This is a genomic window from Janthinobacterium sp. LS2A (assembly GCF_036543145.1).
GTDB classification, from domain to species: Bacteria; Pseudomonadota; Gammaproteobacteria; order Burkholderiales; family Burkholderiaceae_D; genus Janthinobacterium; species Janthinobacterium aestuarii.
In genome coordinates, this window is sequence record NZ_JAZHPB010000004.1 from 360,763 (window position 1) to 383,034 (window position 22,272).

20 protein-coding genes and 2 tRNA genes are annotated in these 22,272 nt (G+C 60.6%); 14 read left to right on the plus strand and 8 right to left on the minus strand.

The genetic code is table 11. The features are described from left to right. Positions 1 to 7 precede the first annotated feature (7 nt). Together egtD and egtB are read left to right on the plus strand one after the other, a co-directional pair. Positions 8 to 1,000 (plus strand): L-histidine N(alpha)-methyltransferase, encoded by a 993-nt coding sequence (gene egtD, locus V3C40_RS14435; protein ID WP_319992753.1) that lies wholly within the window; start codon positions 8 to 10, stop codon positions 998 to 1,000. Positions 1,001 to 1,007: 7 nt separating this feature from the next. Further along, the gene (gene egtB, locus V3C40_RS14440) at positions 1,008 to 2,240 is read left to right on the plus strand and encodes an ergothioneine biosynthesis protein EgtB (protein ID WP_331777794.1); all 1,233 of its coding nucleotides are present in this window, start codon (positions 1,008 to 1,010) and stop codon (positions 2,238 to 2,240) included. 5 nt (positions 2,241 to 2,245) lie between these two features. Here the strand turns inward: egtB and V3C40_RS14445 are convergent, their stop codons facing one another. The 4 genes from V3C40_RS14445 to V3C40_RS14460 form a co-directional block, all read right to left on the minus strand. Then, complete coding sequence (locus V3C40_RS14445) at positions 2,246 to 3,838, minus strand: methyl-accepting chemotaxis protein (protein ID WP_331777795.1); 1,593 nt, start codon at positions 3,836 to 3,838, stop codon at positions 2,246 to 2,248. Between the two features lie 169 nt (positions 3,839 to 4,007). Then, on the minus strand, positions 4,008 to 5,714 hold the full coding sequence (leuA, locus tag V3C40_RS14450; RefSeq protein ID WP_331777796.1) for a 2-isopropylmalate synthase: 1,707 nt from the start codon (positions 5,712 to 5,714) through the stop codon (positions 4,008 to 4,010). 353 nt (positions 5,715 to 6,067) lie between these two features. Next, a complete protein-coding gene (locus tag V3C40_RS14455) occupies positions 6,068 to 6,355 on the minus strand; it encodes a barstar family protein (RefSeq protein ID WP_331777797.1) in 288 nt (95 codons plus the stop codon). Positions 6,356 to 6,411: 56 nt separating this feature from the next. After that, positions 6,412 to 6,795: a hypothetical protein gene (locus tag V3C40_RS14460; RefSeq protein WP_331777798.1), complete on the minus strand. Its 384-nt coding sequence runs from the start codon at positions 6,793 to 6,795 to the stop codon at positions 6,412 to 6,414. Positions 6,796 to 7,019: 224 nt separating this feature from the next. Between V3C40_RS14460 and V3C40_RS14465 the strand changes: the two genes are divergently transcribed. The 6 genes from V3C40_RS14465 to V3C40_RS14490 all read left to right on the plus strand — a co-directional run bounded on the left by V3C40_RS14465 (position 7,020) and on the right by V3C40_RS14490 (position 14,187). Then, positions 7,020 to 7,931, plus strand: a complete 912-nt coding sequence (locus V3C40_RS14465) for a patatin-like phospholipase family protein (protein WP_034757417.1) — start codon at positions 7,020 to 7,022, stop codon at positions 7,929 to 7,931. Between the two features lie 59 nt (positions 7,932 to 7,990). Further along, positions 7,991 to 8,395 carry a GlcG/HbpS family heme-binding protein gene (locus V3C40_RS14470; protein ID WP_034757420.1) on the plus strand — a complete coding sequence of 135 codons (405 nt, stop codon included), beginning with the start codon at positions 7,991 to 7,993 and terminating at the stop codon, positions 8,393 to 8,395. Positions 8,396 to 8,691: 296 nt separating this feature from the next. Beyond that, the gene (carA, locus tag V3C40_RS14475; RefSeq protein WP_034757422.1) at positions 8,692 to 9,870 is read left to right on the plus strand and encodes a glutamine-hydrolyzing carbamoyl-phosphate synthase small subunit; all 1,179 of its coding nucleotides are present in this window, start codon (positions 8,692 to 8,694) and stop codon (positions 9,868 to 9,870) included. Then, on the plus strand, positions 9,863 to 13,099 hold the full coding sequence (gene carB, locus V3C40_RS14480) for a carbamoyl-phosphate synthase large subunit (RefSeq protein ID WP_034757425.1): 3,237 nt from the start codon (positions 9,863 to 9,865) through the stop codon (positions 13,097 to 13,099). Before carA ends, carB begins: the two co-directional genes overlap by 8 nt. Before the next feature lie 168 nt (positions 13,100 to 13,267). Then, positions 13,268 to 13,744, plus strand: a complete 477-nt coding sequence (greA, locus tag V3C40_RS14485) for a transcription elongation factor GreA (RefSeq protein WP_034757428.1) — start codon at positions 13,268 to 13,270, stop codon at positions 13,742 to 13,744. Then, positions 13,744 to 14,187 carry a DUF4149 domain-containing protein gene (locus tag V3C40_RS14490; protein ID WP_331777799.1) on the plus strand — a complete coding sequence of 148 codons (444 nt, stop codon included), beginning with the start codon at positions 13,744 to 13,746 and terminating at the stop codon, positions 14,185 to 14,187. Before greA ends, V3C40_RS14490 begins: the two co-directional genes overlap by 1 nt. A 188-nt stretch (positions 14,188 to 14,375) precedes the next feature. Here V3C40_RS14490 and V3C40_RS14495 read toward each other — a convergent pair whose 3' ends face one another. Then, positions 14,376 to 14,846, minus strand: coding sequence for a YhbY family RNA-binding protein (locus V3C40_RS14495; protein WP_010397237.1), 471 nt, complete (start codon positions 14,844 to 14,846; stop codon positions 14,376 to 14,378). A 42-nt stretch (positions 14,847 to 14,888) separates the two neighbouring features. Here V3C40_RS14495 and V3C40_RS14500 point away from each other — a divergent pair, with 42 nt between their 5' ends. From V3C40_RS14500 to V3C40_RS14525, 6 genes are all read left to right on the plus strand, one after another. Further along, entirely contained in the window at positions 14,889 to 15,572 is a 684-nt protein-coding gene (locus V3C40_RS14500) for an RlmE family RNA methyltransferase (RefSeq protein ID WP_034757436.1), read from the plus strand. Positions 15,573 to 15,775: 203 nt separating this feature from the next. Continuing rightward, the gene (gene ftsH, locus V3C40_RS14505) at positions 15,776 to 17,656 is read left to right on the plus strand and encodes an ATP-dependent zinc metalloprotease FtsH (RefSeq protein WP_034757438.1); all 1,881 of its coding nucleotides are present in this window, start codon (positions 15,776 to 15,778) and stop codon (positions 17,654 to 17,656) included. A gap of 115 nt (positions 17,657 to 17,771) precedes the next feature. Further along, entirely contained in the window at positions 17,772 to 18,605 is an 834-nt protein-coding gene (gene folP, locus V3C40_RS14510) for a dihydropteroate synthase (protein ID WP_331777800.1), read from the plus strand. 39 nt (positions 18,606 to 18,644) lie between these two features. Next, positions 18,645 to 19,982 carry a phosphoglucosamine mutase gene (gene glmM / locus V3C40_RS14515; RefSeq protein ID WP_070304355.1) on the plus strand — a complete coding sequence of 446 codons (1,338 nt, stop codon included), beginning with the start codon at positions 18,645 to 18,647 and terminating at the stop codon, positions 19,980 to 19,982. 93 nt (positions 19,983 to 20,075) lie between these two features. Then, positions 20,076 to 20,152: transfer RNA gene (locus tag V3C40_RS14520), tRNA-Pro, on the plus strand. Positions 20,153 to 20,245: 93 nt separating this feature from the next. Then, positions 20,246 to 20,320, plus strand: a tRNA-Arg gene (locus tag V3C40_RS14525). An 81-nt stretch (positions 20,321 to 20,401) separates the two neighbouring features. Here the strand turns inward: V3C40_RS14525 and V3C40_RS14530 are convergent. The 3 genes from V3C40_RS14530 to V3C40_RS14540 form a co-directional block, all read right to left on the minus strand. Next, positions 20,402 to 20,581, minus strand: a complete 180-nt coding sequence (locus tag V3C40_RS14530) for a hypothetical protein (RefSeq protein WP_034757449.1) — start codon at positions 20,579 to 20,581, stop codon at positions 20,402 to 20,404. Between the two features lie 169 nt (positions 20,582 to 20,750). Next, the gene (locus tag V3C40_RS14535; RefSeq protein ID WP_051991862.1) at positions 20,751 to 21,317 is read right to left on the minus strand and encodes a PEP-CTERM sorting domain-containing protein; all 567 of its coding nucleotides are present in this window, start codon (positions 21,315 to 21,317) and stop codon (positions 20,751 to 20,753) included. Positions 21,318 to 21,625: 308 nt separating this feature from the next. Continuing rightward, a complete protein-coding gene (locus V3C40_RS14540) occupies positions 21,626 to 22,177 on the minus strand; it encodes a GbsR/MarR family transcriptional regulator (protein ID WP_175560510.1) in 552 nt (183 codons plus the stop codon). Positions 22,178 to 22,272: the final 95 nt, after the last annotated feature.

A 22,272-nucleotide genomic window follows, 5' to 3' on the forward strand; every position in this document is an offset into this window, starting at 1 on the left:
CCAGCCCATGACCATGCCACTTGCGCAACAGCAGTCCAATTTGTATCCCGCCAGCAACGCAGAAGCGGCCAGCGCCACTCCTGCCACGATAGCCGAGATCAGCAGCGGCCTGCTGGCGCGCGATGCCTGGACCTCGCCCAAATACCTGTACGACGCGCTCGGTTCGAAACTGTTCGAAGCCATCTGCGCCTTGCCTGAGTACTATCCGACGCGCACGGAAGCGGCCATCTTCGCCCGTCACGGCGCCGAGATCGCGCACGCCGTGGGGCCGGGCAGCACCCTGATCGACTTGGGCGCGGGCAATTGCGCCAAGGCCGCCAGCCTGTTTCCGCTGCTGCATCCGGCCCAGTACGTGGCCGTGGATATTTCCTACGATTTCCTCAGTGAATCGCTGAGCCGGCTGCAGCAGCGCTTTCCGCACATCGAGATGACGGGTCTGGGCCTGGATTTCTCCAGCCGCCTGGACTTGCCCGACAGCGTGCGCGACGCGCGGCGCCTGTTCTTCTACCCCGGCTCGTCGATCGGCAATTTTGCGCCTGAGCAAGCGACCGCCTTTTTGCGCCGCCTGCGCGCGAATGCGGACGGCGATGGCGGCCTGCTGATCGGCGTCGACCTGATCAAGGACGACGCCATCCTCGACGCCGCCTATGACGATGCGCTGGGCGTCACGGCTGCCTTCAACCTGAACATGCTGCGCCACGTGAACGGCCTGATCGGCGCCGACTTCGACGTGCGCGCGTGGCAGCACCACGGCTTTTTCAACGCCGACGAGCGCCGCGTCGAAATGCACCTGGAAGCGCGCAGCGAGCAGCTTGTCCATTGGAAAGGCGGCCAGCGGCGTTTCGCGAAAGGCGAGCGTATCCATACGGAAGACAGCTACAAATACACGCGCGCCAGCTTCGTCGGCTTGCTGGAGCAGGCCGGGTTTTCCACTGTGCAAGTCTGGACGGACCCGCAGCAGTGGTTTGCCGTGATTTACGCACGCGTGATCAGGGACTAAGAAAAAGATGCTGATCGATCACTACAACAAGGTGCGCCAGCACTCGCTGCTGCTGGCCGAACCGCTGTCCGACGAGGATTGCGGTGCCCAGTCGATGCCGGACGCCAGTCCCGTGAAATGGCATCTCGCGCATACGACCTGGTTTTTCGAAACGTTTATTCTGGAAAGCATGGAAGCGGCGTTCGCGCCCTTTCACCCGGCCTTCCGCGTGCTGTTCAACTCGTATTACAACGGCGTGGGCGAGAAGCACCCGCGCGCCCAGCGGGGCTTGCTGACGCGCCCCGGCATGGCACAGGTGCGCGCTTACCGCGCCAACGTCGATGCGCGCATCGCGCGCCTGCTGGCGGGCGAACTGGCGCGCGAGGAGCGCGAACGGCTGACCATGCTGCTGGCGCTGGGCCTCGAGCATGAGCAGCAGCACCAGGAGTTGCTGTTGACGGACGTCAAGCACCTGCTCGCGCAGAGCGCCCTGTTTCCCGCTTACCTTGACACTGCGCCTGCGCCGGCGCAAGAACACGTGCAGCCGACGGCCTGGCTGGCGTTCGACGGCGGCCTGGCGCAGATAGGCCATGCGGGCGATGGCTTTTGTTTCGACAATGAATTGCCGCGCCACCCGCAATACGTGGCGCCGTTCGAACTGGCCAGCGCGCTGGTGACGAATGGCGAATATCTCGCCTTCATCGAGGCGGGCGGCTACCGCACGGCGCATTTGTGGCTGGCCGAAGGCTGGGACTGGGTACGCAGCCAGCAGCTCGAGTGTCTGCTGTACTGGCAGCGCGATGATGCCGGACACTGGCAGGAATTCACCTTGTTCGGCTTGCGCCCGCTCGACCTGCAGGCGCCGGCCACGCATCTGTCCCTGTTCGAGGCGGATGCCTATGCGCACTGGGCTGGCGCGCGCCTGCCGACGGAAGCGGAGTGGGAGCTGGCGGCGCAAGGCACCGCCGTGGAAGTTGGCCAGCTGCATCCAGCGGCGGGCGCGCCGGGAACGGGATTGCGGCAGATGTTCGGCCACTGCTGGCAGTGGACCAGCAGCAGCTACGCGCCGTATCCGGGCTACCGCACGGCGCCCGGGGCGCTCGGTGAATACAACGGCAAGTTCATGCTGAACCAGTATGTGCTGCGCGGCTCGTCCTGCGCCACGCCGGCCGGCCATGCGCGTGCCAGCTACCGCAATTTCTTCCCGGCCGGCGCGCGCTGGCAATTTTCCGGCATCCGCCTGGCACGCCAGGTGGAGTAATCGGCTTAGTGCAAGCGCGGGACGGCAGGTGGCGGCGCTTTGCCTCCGGCGTTCTGTTCCAGCTTGAACTGGCTGACGAGGGTTTCCAGTTCGCCCGCCTGTTCATGCATGGCCGCCGCCGCCGCGGCCGCTTCCTCGACGAGGGCCGCGTTTTGCTGCGTCGTCTGGTCCATCTGCATGATGGCGGCATTGATCTGCTCGATGCCTTCGCTTTGCTCGTGGTTGGCGACGCTGATTTCACCGACGATGGCGCTGACCCGGCCCACGCTGGCCACCACTTCATCCATCGTGGCGCCCGCCTGGCTGACCAGCTGCGCGCCCTGGCCAACCCGGTCGACGGAGTCGGCGATCAGTTCCTTGATTTCCTTGGCCGCCGCGGCCGAGCGTTGTGCCAGGTTGCGCACTTCGGAGGCTACCACGGCAAAGCCGCGTCCTTGCTCGCCGGCACGCGCTGCCTCGACTGCCGCATTCAGGGCGAGGATATTCGTCTGGAAAGCGATGCCGTCAATGACGGCGATGATGTCGACGATCTTGCGCGACGATGCATTGATGGCGTCCATGGTGCCGACCACTTCCGCCATGGCCGAGCCGCCGCGCTGGGCGATGGCCGACGCCGAGCGGGCCAGGCTGTCGGCCTGGCGCGCATTGTCGCTGTTGCTGCGCACGGTGCCCGTCAGTTCGATCATCGACGAGGCTGTCTCTTCCAGCGCGCTGGCCTGCGCTTCCGTGCGGGCCGACAGGTCGGCATTGCCGCTGGCGATCTGGCTCGACGCGACGGCAATGGTGCCCGTGCCGCCGCGCACTTGCCCCACCAGGGTGGCCAGGTTGGTGTTCATGTCGCGCAGCGCTTGCAGCAGCTGGCCCGCTTCATCCTTGCCGTCGGCCACAATCTTGCTGCTCAAGTCGCCTCCGGCCACCGCTTGCGCCACGCGCAGGGCGTAGGCGATCGGCGTCGTGATCGAGCGCGTCACCCGCCAGGCAAAGAGCACGCCCAGCAGCAGGGCGGCCGTGCCCAGGCTGGCCATCAGCACATTGGCTGCGGAAATATTCTGCTGGATTTGCTGGCCGCCATGCACGACGACGCCGCGCTGGATTTCATTCAGGCGGTTCACGGTCTTTTGCAACTGGTTCAGGGCGGGCAGGGTGTCGTCGCGCACGTGCGTGGCCGCTTCCGCGCGCTGTCCCGCCACCAGCAGCTTGTCGGCCTGGCTGAACGAGACGACATAGGCCTTGCGCTGCTGCTTCAGCGTGGCCAGCAGTTCCTTGCCTTCAGGCAGCACGATCAGGCGGTCGAGGATGGTCAGCGCATCGGTGATGGTGGCCTTGTTGGCGTCGATTTCGCCGTGGATGGCGTTGGCGCGGGCCGGATCTTCATGGATGAACAGTTCCAGCACCAGTGCCGCATTCGAACGCGTGGTGCTGCGGATGGTGGCGATGGCGTCGGCCTTGGCCCAGTCTTTCTCGATGATGGCTTCGCTGAGCGCGCCGATCTTGTCCAGCCGGAAAAGGCCCGTGCCCACCAGCACTGCCATCAGCAGCAGCACCACGCCAAAACCGGCGCCCAGGCGCACACCTATCTTCATATCCGTCAATTTCATACTGATTCCCTCGGTAGCTAGTGATCTGTCTCCGGTGGTCTTGTTATGAAATGATTATACGGCTGGCGATACCTGATTTGCACTACTAATTGCCTTATAGAAATGAAAAAGCGGCACGGCGATCAAGCCGTACCGCTTTTTCTCCCTATGAGCGATGCTTGATCCGTGTTCAGGCGGCGCTGGCAGCCACGTCGGCCGCTGTTGTTTTTTCGGCGTCCGTCTGCTTGATGCGGCGGTTCACGGCCGACAAGACGGCCTTGAACGAGGCGGTGACGATATTGCTGTCGATGGCGGCGCCGAACAGGGTAGGGCCGTTATCGAGGCGCAATTCCACATAGCAAGCCGCTTGCGCATTGGCGCCGGAGCCGATCGAGTGCTCATGGTAATCCATCAGCTTGATGTCGAGACCGAGCGCGTTGACGAAGGCATCGATGGGGCCGTTGCCGCCGCCTTGCAGGGCCAGCGGCGTCTGGCGGTGCGACAGGCTGATGTCGATCTGCACGGACTCATCGCTGCTCGTGTCTTCCACCATGCGGTGCGAAGCGTAGGAGTACGGCGCCGTCTGCTCCAGGTATTCCTGCTGGAAGATTTCATGGATATCCTGCGCGGCGATTTCGCGGCCTGTGGCGTCGGCCACGGCTTGCACGGCGCGCGAGAATTCGATCTGCAGGCGGCGCGGCAAGACCAGGCCGTATTCCTGTTCCAGCAAGTACGCCATGCCGCCCTTGCCGGACTGGCTGTTGACGCGGATCACGGCGTCGTAGCTGCGGCCCAGGTCGGCCGGGTCGATCGGCAAGTACGGCACTTCCCAGATGCTGTCCGGTTGTTGCTTGGCGAAACCTTTCTTGATCGCATCCTGGTGCGAGCCGGAGAAGGCCGTAAATACCAGGTCGCCCGCATACGGGTGGCGCGGGTGGACGGGCAACTGGTTGCACTCTTCCACGCATTTGCGCACGCTGTCGATGTCGGAGAAATCGAGGCCCGGGTGCACGCCTTGCGTGTACAAGTTCATCGCCAACGTCACCAGGTCGACGTTGCCCGTGCGCTCGCCATTGCCAAACAAGCAGCCTTCCACGCGGTCGGCGCCCGCCATCACGGCCAGCTCGGCCGACGCGACGGCCGTGCCGCGGTCGTTATGCGGGTGTACGCTGATGATGATGGAATCGCGGCGCGCCAGCTTGCGCGACATCCATTCGATCTGGTCCGCATACACGTTGGGCGTGCTGCATTCCACCGTCGATGGCAGGTTGATGATCATCTTGTTGGCGGGCGTCGGCTTCCAGATGGCGCTGACGGCGTCGCAGATATGCTTGGAGAAATCGAGTTCCGTCGTCGAGAACGATTCCGGCGTGTATTCAAAGCCCCATTCCGTTTGCGGATGCTGGGCCACCAGCTGTTTGACGAGGGTGGTGCCGGTGGTGGCGATATTCGTGATCTCTTCGCGCGACATGCCGAACACGACCTTGCGGAACACGGGCGCCACGGAGTTGTACAGGTGGACGATGGCGCGCTTGGCGCCGACGACGGATTCCACCGTGCGGCGTATCAATTCTTCACGCGACTGTGTCAGCACGATGATGGTGACGTCGTCCGGGATGCGGCCTTCATCGACGAGCTTGCGTACAAAATCGAAATCCGTCTGCGATGCCGATGGGAAACCCACTTCGATTTCCTTCAAGCCGATGGCGATCAGCATCTCGAAGAACCGCAGCTTCTTTTCCGCGCTCATCGGCTCGATCAGCGACTGGTTGCCGTCACGCAAGTCGGTGCTCATCCAGATCGGCGGTTTGCTGATGATCTGGTTCGGCCATTGACGGTCGGTCAATTTAACTGGAGGAAAGGCGCGGTATTTGGAAGCTGGGTTTTGCAACATCATGATCGGGTACTCCTGAAGATAGGGGGGAAATCAATGGTTGTGGCGCAAGCTTGCCGGGCGGCCACGAGACACTAGGCCAGGCAAGCGATCGGTAGCGGTAGCAGAGCGGCTGCGATGCCAGCAGGGGCGGTCACAGTGGGGATTACGTGTACGAATGGGGATGGTGCAAACATCATCAAACCTTCCAGGGTTTTTGAAACACGCCGGCGTGTGGCCAGGCGAAGCAAAGCGGCAAACTTATGCGCGTGCTAGGTGTAGTCGCGATAGCGACAGCAGGGAAGGGGATGGATGTTTGAAGGAGGACATGCACTCAATGTAAGGGAAGTCGGGCCGGGCTGTCAAGCGTTTCCGCGCTACATGTAAAGCACATGCGCTGCCTCGTCGGGCATTTCCTGTGCCATGCGCGCCAGGATGCGCTGCAGGATGGCCGCATCGTGGGGCAGGCGTGCAGCAAAGGCTGTCCACCCGCGCAGCTCGATCTGTTGCGGCATGTCCACCAGGCCCGTGACGGCATCCCAGAACGCATCCCAGTTCATGCCATAGAAGGAAGGGAACGCCAGCGCGGTAGCCAGGGCCGCATGCAGCTGGCGCGGCGAGTTGATCTCGCTCAAGTCGATTGTCACGAGGGCTTGTCGATTCATACTATTTCCTTGAGCAAGTTCCGCAGGTCCGTTTCGGCAAAATGGACTGGACGCCGCTACGGCGCCGATTTTTGGCAGCGTGCGGAAAATTGCATGGTGGCACTGTTTTCAAAAGGGGAATTGAACTCGCCCTTTACCTGCGTCAAGTTGCCAGTAAAGCGCATGGTCAGCGGGCCGCTGGCCGGCCCTGCGTCGTATGTGCAAGACAGGCTGTCGCCGCTTTGCCGGCAGCCGTAAAAGTTGCCTGCTTTGCCGCGCCCGTCAACCAGGTGGGTGCCTTGCGCGCCGTGCTGGTCGGGGGCGTCGAAGCTGAGCTCAATCGTGTGCTCCTCCTGATCATTGGGTATCTGCAGCTTCCCCGTACATGTAAAGCCCACCATTTTTGTCGCGATGGGAGTGGCGTTGGCGCAGGCCGCACCCAGCAGGGCGGCAACGAGCAAGCATGGAGGAGCGATGAGGCGGAACTGGTCTGTTTTCATGAGTCGCCAAATGGAGGTGGGGAGGTGGTAAACCAGGCGCCAGTCTAGCAGCCGCAGGGGTGCGCACGGTTCGGAACATTGTCATTTGCAAACATTTAAGACGGGCTTCAGTGCGGGCGGCCCCGCTTGCGCTACAATCGGCTCTCCTTTATTGCCACTGCCGCGCGCGGTTTCCCCTCTCCACCATGTTCCCTAAACGCCTGACCCTGCTTGCCCTGGCCGCCTTCGTGCTGGCCGGTTGCGATACCACCGCCCCGAAACCGATACAAGTATTGACGCCGCCCGAACCCATCGTCGTCACGCCGCGCAAGATCAAGATCGGCCTGGCCCTGGGCGGCGGCGCGGCGCGCGGTTTCGCGCATATCGGCGTGATCAAGGCGCTCGAGTCGCAGGGTATCCAGGCCGATATCGTCACCGGCACCAGCGCCGGCAGCGTGGTGGGCGCCATGTATGCGGCAGGCAACTCCGGCTTTGCCTTGCAAAAGATGGCGTTCGACATGGACGAGGCGGCCATTTCCGACTGGGCCTTGCCCCTGTTCGGCAAGTCGTCCGGCGTGCTGAAAGGCGAAGCGCTGCAAAGCTATGTCAACAAGGCTGTCGGCGGCGTGCCGCTGGAAAAACTCAAGATTCCATTCGGCGTGGTGGCGACCGATCTGAAAAATGGCCAGCCGATCCTGTTCCAGCGCGGTAACACCGGCATGGCCGTGCGCGCCTCGTCGGCCGTGCCCGGCGTGTTCCAGCCCGTGACGATTGCCGGCCACACCTATGTCGATGGCGGCCTCGTCGCTCCCGTGCCCGTGCGCTTCGCGCGCGACATGGGCGCCGATTTCATCATCGCCGTGAATATTTCGTCGCAAACGGATACCCAGAAAGCCATCAGCTCGATGGAAGTATTGATGCAGACGTTCGCCATCATGGGCCAGCGCATCAATCAGTTTGAATTGAAAGATGCGGACGTGGTGATCCAGCCCAGCCTGGGCACCATGAAGGGCAACGATTTCAACAGCCGCAACCAGGCCATCCTGGCGGGCGAGCAGGCGACCTTTGCCGTGATGGCGCAGCTCAAGCAAAAGCTGAAAGCCAAACGCGAGCAGTAAGGGCTGGTTGCCTGCCGCATTTCGTATACAATTTTGTTTCAACATAACAAGGATGCACCATGCAATCGAAACCGATTTTGACCCTGGACGACGTAAAGAAAATCGCTGCCGCCGCCGAAGCGGAAGCGGTCAAGAATAACTGGGCGGTCACGATCGCCATCGTCGACGACGGCGGCCACCTGCTGTGGCTGCAGCGCATGGATGGCGTGGCGCCGATCTCGTCGCACATCGCCCCATCGAAAGCCAAGACGGCCGCGCTGGGCCGCCGCGAATCGCGCATCTACGAAGAGATGATCAATGGTGGCCGCGTGTCGTTCCTGAGCGCGCCGGAAATCGACGGCTTGCTCGAAGGCGGCGTGCCCATCGTGTTCGATGGCCACTACGTGGGCGCCGTCGGCGTCTCGGGCGTGAAATCCGCCGAGGACGCTCAAATCGCCAAGGCAGGCATTGCGGCCTTAGTGTAAGTAGTAACCGATATTGCTTTGCAAGCCGCTCCGCGCACGCCGGGCGGCTTTTTTCATGGGGTGCAAGATTTATGCTGCTGCGCAAAAAAAATGCCGGGCCTTCTGTATTTTCTTCCTTGTGGAAAAGCTTCCTTTTGGTTATAATTCAAAGGTTTAGCCAATCACACATATACCGTAGCGACTACCCATCCCCTCATTCAAAATGACCGTTGAAACACCCTGAGTGCATCTGGCTCGGGTATCTAGGCGGTCGGTCTGACGTGGCGCAGCTACGGTAACTTTATCAGGAGTTGCCCTTGCCGCCATTTTTTTCTGGCCCTGCCGTTCCAGCCATATTAGCGCTTGCTGATGGAACGATCTTTAAAGGTTTTTCGATCGGTGCCGCCGGTCATACCACGGGCGAGGTTGTTTTCAACACCTCGATGACCGGGTATCAGGAAATCCTTACCGACCCAAGCTATTGCCGCCAGATGGTCACCCTGACCTATCCGCATATCGGCAATACGGGCGTCAACCCGGAAGACGTCGAATCTTCCAAGGTACACGCCGCTGGCCTCATCATCCGCGATCTGCCATTGCTGGCATCCAATTTCCGTTCCACCCTCTCCCTGTCCGATTACCTGAAAGCTGAAAATATCGTCGCCATCGCCGGCATCGATACACGCAAGCTCACGCGCATCCTGCGTGAAAAAGGTGCGCAGGGCGGCGCCATCCTCGTCGGTACGCAAGGCAACGAGCCATCCGCCGCGCAAGCGCTGGAACTGGCCCGCTCCTTCCCCGGCCTGGCCGGCATGGACCTGGCCAAGGTAGTCTCAAGCAAGGATGCCTATGAGTACCGCGAAACGGAATGGACCCTGGGTGCAGGCTATGGCCAGCTGGCCGATGCCGACGCGAAATACCACGTGGTCGCCTTCGACTATGGCGTCAAGCGCAACATCCTGCGCATGCTGACGGCGCGCGGCTGCAAAGTCACCGTGCTGCCTGCGCAAGCGACGGCCGCCGACGCCCTGGCACTGAATCCGGACGGCATCTTCCTGTCGAACGGCCCCGGCGACCCGGAACCGTGCGACTACGCGATCGCGGCCACCAAGGAACTGATCGAGAAGGGCATCCCGACCTTCGGCATCTGCCTCGGCCACCAGATCATGGCGATCGCTTCCGGCGCGAAAACCTTGAAGATGAAGTTCGGCCACCACGGCGCCAACCACCCGGTGCAGGACCTGGAAACGAAACAGGTCTTGATTACCTCGCAAAACCACGGTTTCGCAGTCGACGCGGCAACTCTGCCCGCGAATTGCCGCGTGACCCATGAATCGCTGTTCGACGGTTCCCTGCAGGGCTTTGCCCGCACGGACAAGCCGGCCTTCTGCTTCCAGGGCCACCCTGAAGCGTCGCCGGGCCCGATGGATGTTGCTTACCTGTTTGACCGCTTCATCAACTTGATGGCTGCGGAGGAGAAAAAGAAAAATGCCTAAACGTTTAGATATTAAAAGTATTCTGATTATTGGCGCTGGCCCGATCGTGATCGGCCAGGCCTGCGAATTCGATTATTCCGGCGCGCAAGCGTGCAAGGCCCTGCGCGAAGAGGGCTACAAAGTCATCCTGGTCAACAGCAACCCTGCGACCATCATGACGGATCCGGAAATGGCCGACGTCACCTACATCGAGCCGATCACCTGGTCGGTCGTTGAACGCATCATCGCCAAGGAGCGTCCTGACGCGATCCTGCCGACGATGGGCGGCCAGACGGCGCTGAACTGCGCGCTGGACCTGTTCAACAATGGCGTGCTGGCGAAATACAACGTTGAGCTGATCGGCGCGTCGCCGGAAGCCATCGACAAGGCGGAAGACCGTTCCAAGTTCAAGGACGCGATGACCAAGATCGGCCTCGGTTCGGCACGTTCCGGCGTGGCGCACTCGATGGAAGAATCGTGGGCCGTGCAGCGCACCCTGGGCTTCCCGACCATCATCCGTCCATCGTTCACCATGGGCGGTTCCGGCGGCGGCATCGCCTATAACGAAGAAGAATTCGAAACCATCTGCAAGCGCGGCCTGGAAGCTTCGCCGACGAAAGAGCTGCTGATCGAAGAATCGTTGTTGGGCTGGAAAGAGTACGAGATGGAAGTGGTGCGCGACAAGGCGGACAACTGCATCATCATCTGCTCGATCGAAAACCTCGACCCGATGGGCGTGCACACGGGCGACTCCATCACGGTGGCGCCTGCGCAAACCCTGACGGACAAGGAATACCAGATCATGCGCAATGCCAGTCTGGCAGTGCTGCGCGAGATCGGCGTCGACACGGGCGGTTCGAACGTGCAATTTTCGATCAACCCGGTCGATGGCCGCATGATCGTCATCGAGATGAACCCGCGCGTATCGCGTTCGTCGGCCCTGGCATCGAAAGCGACGGGCTTCCCGATCGCCAAGATCGCCGCCAAGCTGGCCGTCGGTTTCACCCTGGACGAGCTGCGCAATGAAATCACGGGCGGCGCCACGCCGGCATCGTTCGAACCGTCGATCGATTACGTCGTCACGAAGATCCCCCGTTTCACTTTCGAGAAATTCCCGACCGCCGACCACCACCTGACGACGCAGATGAAATCCGTCGGCGAAGTGATGGCGATCGGCCGTACCTTCCAGGAATCGTTCCAGAAAGCCTTGCGCGGCCTGGAAGTGGGCGTGGACGGCATGAACGAGAAGACCAAGGACCGCGAAAAGATCGAAGAAGAACTGGGCGAGCCTGGTCCTGAGCGCATCTGGTACGTGGGCGACGCGTTTGCCCAGGGTTTCACCCTGGAAGAAGTGCATCAGCTGACCAAGATCGACCCATGGTTCCTGATCCAGATCAAGGAAATCGTCGACCTGGAACTGTGGCTCGATACGCAGAAGCTGGAAAACCTGGACAAGAACACCCTGTACAAGTTGAAACAGAAGGGCTTCTCGGACCGCCGCCTGGGCTTTTTGCTGCAGACGACCGACACGGCCGTGCGTCAGCAGCGCCATGCGCTGAACATCCGTCCCGTCTACAAGCGCGTCGACACCTGCGCGGCCGAGTTCTCGACCGACACGGCGTACATGTATTCCACGTACGACGAAGAGTGCGAATCGAACCCGACCGACAAGAAAAAGATCATGGTGCTGGGCGGTGGCCCGAACCGTATCGGCCAGGGTATCGAGTTTGACTATTGCTGCGTCCACGCTGCCCTCGCCATGCGCGAAGACGGCTACGAAACCATCATGGTCAATTGCAACCCGGAAACCGTGTCGACCGACTACGATACCTCGGACCGTTTGTACTTCGAATCGCTGACCCTGGAAGACGTGCTGGAAATCGTCGCCATCGAAAAACCGGTCGGCGTGATCGTGCAGTACGGCGGCCAGACGCCTTTGAAACTGGCGCTGGACCTGGAAGCGAATGGCGTGCCGATCATCGGCACCTCGCCTGACATGATCGATGCGGCCGAAGACCGCGAGCGTTTCCAGCAAATGCTGCACAAGCTGGAACTGCGCCAGCCGCCTAACCGCACCGCGCGTACGGAAGCCGACGCTCTGGCGCTGGCGCAGGAAATCGGTTACCCGCTGGTCGTGCGTCCATCGTACGTGCTCGGTGGCCGCGCCATGGAAATCGTCCACGAGCAACGCGACCTCGAGCGCTACATGCGCGAAGCCGTCAAGGTCTCGCATGATTCGCCGGTGCTGCTGGACCGCTTCCTGAACGACGCCATCGAGTGCGACGTCGATTGCATCTCCGACGGCGAAACGACGTTCATCGGCGGCGTGATGGAACACATCGAACAGGCTGGCGTCCATTCGGGCGACTCGGCTTGCTCGCTGCCACCATACTCGCTGGCGCCGGAAACCATTGAAGAACTGAAGCGCCAGACGGCGCTGATGGCCAAGGGCTTGAACGTGGTCGGCCTGATGAACGTGCAGTTCGCGATCCAGAAGCAAGAGATCGACGGCGAAATGAAAGACGTCGTCTTCGTGCTGGAAGTGAACCCGCGCGCGTCGCGCACCGTGCCTTTCGTCTCGAAAGCCACCGGTCTGCAACTGGCGAAGATCGCCGCGCGCTGCATGGTCGGTCAATCGCTGGCCTCGCAAGGCATCACGCAGGAAGTCGTGCCGCCTTACTTCAGCGTCAAGGAAGCCGTGTTCCCGTTCGTCAAGTTCCCTGGTGTGGATACCATCCTGGGCCCTGAAATGAAATCGACGGGCGAAGTCATGGGCGTAGGCCTGACGTTCGGCGAAGCGTTTGTGAAATCGCAACTGGGCGCCGGCGTGAACCTGCCAAAATCGGGCAAGGTCTTCATCAGCGTGAAAGCGTCGGACAAGCCGCGCGCCGTGCAAGTGGCGCGTGATCTGGTCGAGTCCGGTTTCACCGTGGTCGCCACCAAGGGTACCGCCGCCGTGATCGCTGCCGCCGGCATCGCCGTCACGCCAGTGAACAAGGTGATCGAAGGCCGTCCGCACGTGGTCGACATGATCAAGAACCATGAAATCGTGCTGGTGATCAACACCGTGGAAGAAAAGCGCAGCGCCATCGTCGACTCGCGGGCTATCCGCACCTCGGCCCTGGCGTCGCGCGTGACGACCTACACCACCATCGCGGGCGCGGAAGCGGCCGTCGAAGGCATCCGTCACCTGGATGAGCTGCGTGTGTACGATTTGCAAGGCCTGCACAAGACCCTGCAGCAAGCGTAGTCCGCGTGCCATTTGCAGTGACCGCCGTTAGGCGGTACACTGCATGCTTATCAACCACAGAGTTCCGTGCAGAGCAGCGCGCGGCCTCTGTGGTTTTCACTTGGTAAGGCCGTTAAACGTGGCAACACACTGCAACGGCGCCGATAACTAGCAGATAGTAGAGATAACATGACCTCAGTCCCATTGACCAAATACGGCGCAGAACTCTTGAAAGAAGAGCTGCATCATTTGAAGACCAAGGAACGCCGCATCGTCATCGATGCGATCGCCGAAGCGCGTTCGCACGGTGATCTGTCGGAAAACGCCGAATACGATGCCGCCAAGGAACGCCAGGCATTCGTCGAAGGCCGCATCGCCGAACTCGAAGGCAAGCTGGGCGCAGCGCAAATCATCGACCCGACCGCGCTCGACGCGGAAGGCCGCGTGGTGTTTGCCTCGACCGTGAACCTGGAAGACCTGGAATCGGGCCAGAAAGTCACGTACCAGATCGTCGGACTCGATGAAGCCGACCTGAAAATGAACAAGGTGTCCGTGACGTCCCCGATCGCCCGCGCGCTGATCGGCAAGTATGCCGGCGACGTGGTGGAAGTGCAGGCGCCGTCCGGCCCGCGCGAATACGAAATCCTGGAAGTGCTGTACATCTGATGCTCGCCCGCGTGCGCATCCTCGTTGCCACCCTGTGGGCCGGCAGCTTGTGGACCATCGGCTTCATCGTGGCGCCGACCTTGTTCGCTACCTTGAGCGACCGCGTGCTGGCAGGCAATATCGCAGGCAGCATGTTCCGCGCCGAGGCCTGGCTGTCGATCGTTTGCGCCTTGATACTGCTGGCCTTGCTGCAATGGGCGCCCGGCGCGCTGGAACTCAAGCGCCGCCGCCTGCTGGGGGCGCTGGTGCTGTCGATGCTCGTGTGTGCGCTGCTCAGCCATTTCGGCATCTCGCCGCTGATGGCCGAACTCAAGGCGCAAGCCCCGTCGGGAATCATGGACGAGGCCATGCGCAGCCGCTTCGGCATGCTGCATGGCGTGTCGACCGTGATCTTTGCCGTGCAAAGCTTGCTGGCGGGCGTGCTGATCTGGAAACAGCAGTAATTGTTGCCGTGTGTGTCGGATTACGCGCTGCGCGCTAATCCGACCTACCGATCGATGCCGTAGGTCGGATTAGCGGCGCCCTGGCGCCGTGTAATCCGACAAGCGCAATTGCAATAAAAAAGCGGAGCAGGGAAGATCCCGTGCTCCGCTTCTTGTTTCAACAGCCTTGCGGCTGCTGAACGACAGGCTTACTTGCTGCCCAGTGCGCTTTTCTTGGCGCTTTTCTGACGTGGCTTGGCACGCTTGATGGAACCGCCTTCGGTAACGCGCTCATTGCCCTTGATCATGACTTTCGTCACGCTCGGGCGCTTGGTGCCGCTGGCGCTGGCCTTGACGATGGTCACTTCGCGCATGCCTTTGCCGGCGCTGACCTTCTCCTTAACCACTTCTTTTTTCGGACGGTAGATTACCAGCAGTTTGCCAATATGTTGTACCGGGGCGGCGCCGAGATTGCCGCAAATCGTATCGTACATTCCGACGCGGGCTTCGCGGTCGTCGCCGAACACGCGGACTTTAATCAGACCGTGCGAATCCAGGCCAAGGTCGATCTCTTTGAGGACAGCAGGTGTCAAGCCCGCTTCGCCAATGATGACGATAGGCTTCAGCGCGTGTGCTTCGGCGCGCAGTGCGCTGCGCTCTACGGGTGTAAGTTTTAGCATAATAATATTTAGTAATTCCCTTAAAAGCAGTATTCTACGCGAATGGCAAAGAAGAAATTAAACAAAAACTGGTTGCACGACCACATAAATGATCCATATGTGAAGTTGGCGCAAAAAGAGGGCTACCGCGCCCGGGCAGCATACAAGCTCAAAGAAATCGATGAAGACGAAAAACTGATCAAACCTGGCCAGGTGATTGTCGACCTTGGTTGCACTCCTGGCAGCTGGGCCCAGTACACACGGCGCAAGCTGGCCGGCAAGGACGGCGGCGGGGTCAATGGTACCCTGATTGGCCTGGACATGCTGGAAATGGAACCGATCGCCGATTTCCACTTCATCCAGGGCGACTTCCGCGAAGCGCGCGTGCTGCGCCAGCTGGAAGTGGTGTTGCAGGGCCGCAAGGTCGATCTGGTCCTGTCGGACATGGCGCCCAACCTGTCGGGCATTGCCACGGCCGACGCCGCGCGCATGGAGCATCTGATCGACCTGGCCATCGAATTTTCGCAATTGCACCTGAAGCCGTCTGGCGTGCTGCTGGTGAAATGCTTTAAAGACATGGGTTTCAGCCAGATCGTCGAGAAATTCCGCGCTGAATTCAAGGTCGTGGTGCAGAAAAAGCCCAAGGCCAGCCGCGATAAATCGTCGGAAATCTTCCTGATGGGCCGTGGAATCAAGAATCCGCTGAAAAATGCCGTTGAAGAAGATGATTCCGCCCTTGATATTTAAGAGGGAATCCGCACATGGGAACGAGAAGTGCAGTAGCGTCTGATGGTATAAAAGCCTAAATTGTTTATACTGCATTTTTTTTGCGTGAACGCGGTTTTTTCGCGCGCACGGATCGGCGGGCTTTGGCACGGCCCGCTTATTGCGAGTAAAATCGTGTTTCTAGCTATAGGTAAAGAGATGCGCACTGCATCCAAGGAGTCTTCGTGAATAACATGTTTTCCAAATCTGCCATCTGGGTAGTCGTATTGCTGCTGTTGTTCATGCTGTTCAAGCAATTCGACAGTCATGGCGCCACAGGCGGCAGCAAGGCCATCGCTTATTCCGATTTGCTGGATGAAGTCAAAGCCAAGCGCGTCAAGGATGTCGTGATCGAAGGTTCGTCGATCACCGCCAAGCTGATGGACGACACCAAGGTGCGTACCACCGCCACCAGCCTCGACAAGGGCCTGATCGGCGACCTGCGCGACAATGGCGTGCATTTCGATGTGCGTCCGCCTGAGGAAGCGTCTTTCCTGCAAACTATTTTTGTTTCCTGGTTCCCCATGCTGCTGTTGATCGGCGTGTGGGTATTCTTCATGCGTCAGATGCAAGGCGGCGGCAAGGGCGGGGCATTCTCGTTCGGCAAGTCGAAGGCGCGCATGATGGATGAAGCCAGCAACACCGTCACCTTCGCCGATGTCGCCGGTTGCGACGAGGCGAAAGAAGAAGTCAACGAAGTGGTCGACTTCCTCAAGGATCCGAGCAAATTCCAGAAACTGGGCGGCCGCATTCCCCGCGGCGTGTTGATGGTCGGTCCTCCTGGCACGGGTAAAACCCTGCTGGCGCGCGCCATCGCCGGTGAAGCCAAGGTGCCGTTCTTCTCGATTTCCGGTTCCGACTTCGTGGAAATGTTCGTCGGCGTGGGCGCCAGCCGTGTGCGCGACATGTTCGAAAACGCGAAAAAGCATTCGCCATGCATTATCTTCATCGACGAGATCGACGCTGTCGGCCGTCACCGCGGTGCCGGCATGGGCGGCGGCAATGACGAGCGCGAACAGACCTTGAACCAGTTGCTGGTCGAGATGGACGGTTTTGAAGCGAACTCCGGCGTGATCGTCGTGGCCGCCACCAACCGCGCCGACGTGCTCGACAAAGCCTTGCTGCGTCCGGGCCGTTTCGACCGCCAGGTGTCCGTCGGCTTGCCCGATATCCGCGGCCGCGAACAGATCTTGAACGTGCACATGCGCAAAGTACCTATCGGTACCGACGTGAAAGCCGATATCCTGGCCCGCGGCACCCCTGGTTTCTCGGGTGCGGACCTGGCCAACCTGGTCAACGAGGCAGCCCTGTTTGCGGCACGCCGCAGCAAGCGCCTGGTGGAAATGATCGACTTCGAAGATGCGAAAGACAAGATATACATGGGTCCTGAGCGTAAATCGATGATCATCCGCGAGGAAGAGCGTCGCAATACGGCTTACCATGAGTCCGGTCACGCCGTCGTCGCCAAGCTGCTGCCGAAGGCCGATCCCGTGCATAAAGTCACGATCATGCCGCGCGGCTGGGCCCTGGGCCTGACGTGGCAGCTGCCGGAACACGACAATCTGTCCGCCTACAAGGACAAGATGCTGGAAGAAATTTCCATCCTGTTCGGTGGCCGTATCGCCGAAGAGATTTTCGTGGGACAAATGTCCACGGGCGCGTCGAACGACTTCTCGCGTGCCACCAAGCTGGCCCGCTCCATGGTGACCCGCTTCGGCATGTCCGACAGCATGGGCGTGATGGTCTACGAGGATAGCGAAAACGAAGGTTTCTTCGGTGGCGCCACCAAGACGATCTCGGAAGCGACCCAGCAAAAGGTCGATGCTGAAATCCGCAACATTCTCGACAAGCAATATGCTTTGGCGCGCACCTTGCTGGAAAGCAACCGCGACAAGGTCGAAATGATGACCAAAGCCTTGCTGGAATGGGAAACCATCGATGCCGAGCAAATCAATGACATCATGGCCGGCCTGGAGCCGCGTCCACCGAAAGTCATTCCGCCACGCCGCAATGCGGGCGACAGCGGCACGGGCGGCATCTCGCCAAACGTGACGGCGCCAGCCTGATAAAGGCCGCCCTGACGGGCGACACGCAAGGGTATGGCAAGAACGAGGGTAAGGAGCAATCCTTGCCCTTTTTCGTTGCCGCGGCAGTTTTTTCCTGACGACTACAAAGATTCACATGCGACATTATTTGCAATTCGGCCGTTTCGGCTTCAACCTGCAAGGCACGCAGGCGCTGGTGATGGGTATCCTGAACATCACGCCCGACTCGTTTTCCGATGCGGGCCAGTATCAACACCTGGAGTTTGCCATCTCGCGCGCCGAGCAGATGATTGTTGACGGCGTCGACATCATCGATATCGGCGGCGAATCGAGCCGTCCCGGCGCGCCGCCGCTGCCGCTGAAGGACGAGCTTGCGCGCGTCATGCCGGTGCTGTACGCCTTGCGTGACTGCGGCAAGCCCCTGTCCGTCGACACGTACAAGCCGGAAGTGATGCGCGAAGCCATCCTGGCGGGCGCCGACATGATCAACGACATCAATGGTTTCCGTGCGCCGGGCGCCATCGAGGCCGTGCGGGACAGCGACTGCGCGCTGTGTATCATGCACATGCAAAGCGTGCCGCAAACCATGCAGGACCAGCCGCAGTACGAAGACGTGGTGCGCGAAGTCATCGACTTCTTGCGCGCGCGCATCGACACGATGACGGCGGCCGGCATCGCCCGCGAACGCCTGTGCATCGATCCCGGCTTTGGCTTTGGCAAGACGGTGGAACAGAACTATGCCTTGCTGCGCGCCACGCGCCAGCTGCGTAGCGAACTGGGCCTGCCTGTGCTGGCCGGACTGTCGCGCAAGTCGATGATCGGTGCCGTCACGGGCCGTCCCGTCGAGCAGCGCCTGGCCGGCAGCGTGGCCGGCGCGCTGGCTGCGGTAGCGCAAGGCGCGGAAATTATCCGTGTGCATGATGTCGCGGAAACCGCCGATGCACTGAAGGTCTGGCGCATGGCGCACTGACCCTGTAAGATTCATTATAAACAACAAAAAGAGAAAACTATGACGCGTAAATATTTTGGCACCGATGGCATCCGCGGCTTGGTGGGCACGGCTCCGATCACCCCCGATTTCGTCATGCGCCTCGGTTATGCGGCCGGCAAGGTGCTGGCCAAGTCGCAAGGCGGCAAGGCGCGCCCGACTGTGCTGATCGGCAAGGACACGCGCATTTCCGGCTACATGCTGGAAGCGGCGCTGGAAGCGGGCCTGTCGGCCGCTGGCGTGGACGTGATGCTGGCCGGCCCCATGCCGACCCCGGCGATTGCCTACCTGACGCGGGCACTGCGCCTGGCGGCCGGTGTCGTCATTTCCGCCTCGCACAATCCGTATCACGACAACGGCATCAAGTTCTTTTCCGGCCAGGGCACCAAGCTGCCCGACAGCGTGGAACTGGAAATCGAGGCGGCGCTCGACGAACCCATGGCTTGCGTGCCATCGGACAAGCTGGGCCGCGCCAAACGCCTGGATGACGCCCAGGGCCGCTACATCGAATTTTGCAAGAGCACCTTCCCGAACGAACTGGACTTGCGTGGCCTGAAGATCGTCGTCGATTGCGCGCACGGCGCCGCTTACCATATCGCGCCGCACGTGTTCCATGAGCTGGGCGCGGAAGTCATCGCCATCGGCAACAAGCCTGACGGTTTCAATATCAACGCGGGCTTCGGCGCCACGGCAACCAAGGCCATGGCCGAAGCCGTCATCGAGCATGGTGCAGACCTGGGCATCGCGCTCGATGGCGACGCGGACCGCCTGATCATGTGCGACGCCACGGGCCGTATGTACAACGGCGACGAGTTGTTGTACGTCATGGTCAAGGACCGGCTGGCGACGGGCCCCGTGGCCGGTGCCGTCGGCACCTTGATGACGAATATGGCGCTGGAAGTGTTGTTCAAGCAGCAGGGCATCGGCTTTGCGCGCGCCAAGGTGGGCGACCGCTACGTGCTGGAAGTCATGAAGGAAAAGGGCTGGATACTGGGCGGCGAGGGCTCGGGCCATTTGCTGTGCCTGGATCGCCACACGACGGGCGATGGTATCGTCTCCGCGCTGCAAGTGCTGTCCGCGCTCAAGCGCAGCGGCCAGAGCCTGCAGCAATGCCTGGCCGAACTGGTGCTGTTCCCGCAAACCCTGATCAACCTGCGCGTGGCGCCCGGTTTCGACTGGCAGAAAAATGCCGCCATGGTGGCCGAGAAAGAGCTGGTCGAGGCCGAACTGGGCGACACGGGCCGCGTGCTGATCCGCGCTTCGGGCACGGAACCGCTGATCCGCGTGATGGTGGAAGCGAAAGACAAGGAGAAGGCCGAGAGCATGGCGCGCCGCATCGCCGATAAAGTCGGCGCTTAAAGGGGCAGGCACGGGGCAGCGTCGATAGTTATTTCCATCTAATTCGTCTATGGCAATTGACGAAATTGGGTGGGGGCGTTATTATCTTGTCTTCGGAGTGTGGCGCAGCCCGGTAGCGCACCTGGTTTGGGACCAGGGGGTCCAAGGTTCGAATCCTTGTACTCCGACCAAAGTCATAAGCGGGCTGTCAGAAATGACAGCCCGTTTTCTATTTCGCGCTGGCATTTCATTGCTGGCGCGCATGGATTAAAATACTGCACCTTCCGCCCATCGTTCAACGGATAGGACAACGGTCTTCTAAACCGTGAATGGGGGTTCGATTCCCTCTGGGCGGACCAGCTCATGCTGGCCATGCATGCGACAGCCTGTCGCATTGCCATCACTCTTCATCTCTGTTCTTCGCTCGCCTGCAAGCCGTGTCACGGCTGCGCAAACAGCACTACGCTCAGCAAATACAACAGCGGCGCCGCGCACAGCAGCGCCGAGCATGCCGAAATGATTTTCCTGTTGGCCAGCCGGGCCAGGCGCAGCCGTTCCCGCACGGGCAGGTGCTGGCGGATCACGCTGCGCGCGCGTGGCTGAAACGGTTGTTCATGCATGAGTACTCCCTCGTCGGTCAGCAGTGGATGCCGTCGAGCATAGCGAGGGGAGTCTAAAGATGGTGTAAAAAACGGGACCTGCGCCGCAAGCGCGGTGTAAACGGGCCAAACAGGCCGCTGGCGTTGAGGGCGGCAGCGGACGCTGGTGCGCCGCTGCCGCAGATGAGGCTTACTTTCCCTGGCGGCGGCGTGCCATGAAGCCCAGCAGACCCAGGCCGGCCAGCAGCATGGCATAGGTGCCAGGTTCCGGCACGGCTGAAATGAAGGCCCTGTAATTGCTCAGGTCCTTGGGCAGGCCTTCGATCGTGAAGGTGGTGCCGGCAGCCACGGGTGCGGCCCAGTGGAACACCAGTTCGCCCTGGCCGAAGTGGATGGCCAGGTAGTCATAGGCGGCCGCGCTCGTATACGAATTGACGCCGCCGCTCAAGCCTGCCGTGGTGCCGGCAGTGCAACCCGAGGTGGCGCTTTCGCAATACGAGACGGCGGTGCCCAGGCTGGTGCCGAACACGCCATTGATATAACCCTGGATGTCCGAGGGGCTTTGTGGCACGAGATTGTCGTCATAATATTTCACCTGCAGTGCCGGAGATGGTGAATAAGTGACGGTGCTGCCGTCAATGACGAAACCGCTGGCCGGACCCACATCCACCCAGGTGGCGGCTTGGGCCGCACTTGCCAGTACGGTCATTGCGGCCAGCATGGATGCCTTGATGGCAATGCTCTTTACGCTTTTCATGAAAATCCCCTTGTGCTTGAGACAGTCGCTTCATAGTGTTGGGACGCGTCCCTACATACCGGGGAAGTCATCCCATTGCCCGTTTTTATCTATTTCTTGTGCGTAGAGAGTACGCAAATGCAAGCTTACTCTTGATATAAATTAATACAATTTAAATAATACTATTGGTTCAGTTGACAACATCGCATACGGCTATGTCTGCTTGTGTTAACGATAGACAACATAACGTTAGGAAACGGCGTGACAAGGCGCGCCAACTTGTGCTAGCGGCGTCTCGGCTTTTTTGGGAGGGAGGGGAGGAAGGTGCTTCAGTCGTTGTTGTTGCTGACGCCAAACAGGCGATCCTTGGCGTTGAGCAGCTTTTGTACCTTGGCGCCCATTTTCATCAGCTGCGCCATCGATTCGGGCGACAGGCGCTGCAAGTCGTCGAACCAGGTATTGGCCAGGTCGACCAGTTCATACATTTCACGCATGCGTTCCTGCGCATATTGATCCACGGGTTCCGTGGCCGGCGCCAGCAGCGATTCGCGCAGCACCGTCAGGGTGGGCGCCACTTCGCGGCGGCGGCGCTCGGCGGCCACCACGCGGAAGATTTGCCACACATCGCCCAGCGAGGAAAAATACTCGCGCCGGTCGCCGGGAATGCGCGACTGGCGGATCAAGCCCCAGCCCTGCAATTCCTTCAGGCCGATGCTCACGTTCGAGCGTGAAAAACTCAGGTGCTCCGCGATTTCATCCGCGTGCAAAGGGTGCTCCGCGACAAATAACAAGGCGTACACTTGTCCCACGGTCCGGTTAAAGCCCCAGCGGCTGCCCATCTCGCCGAAATGGCTGACAAAGGTCAGGATCAGCGGCGTCATTTGGATATGTTGAGTTTTCATAATTATCTGAATTTTTTCACGCCATACTGGTGGGGTCAATTGATATATGTCATGTTTCGCAGTATTATACAAAA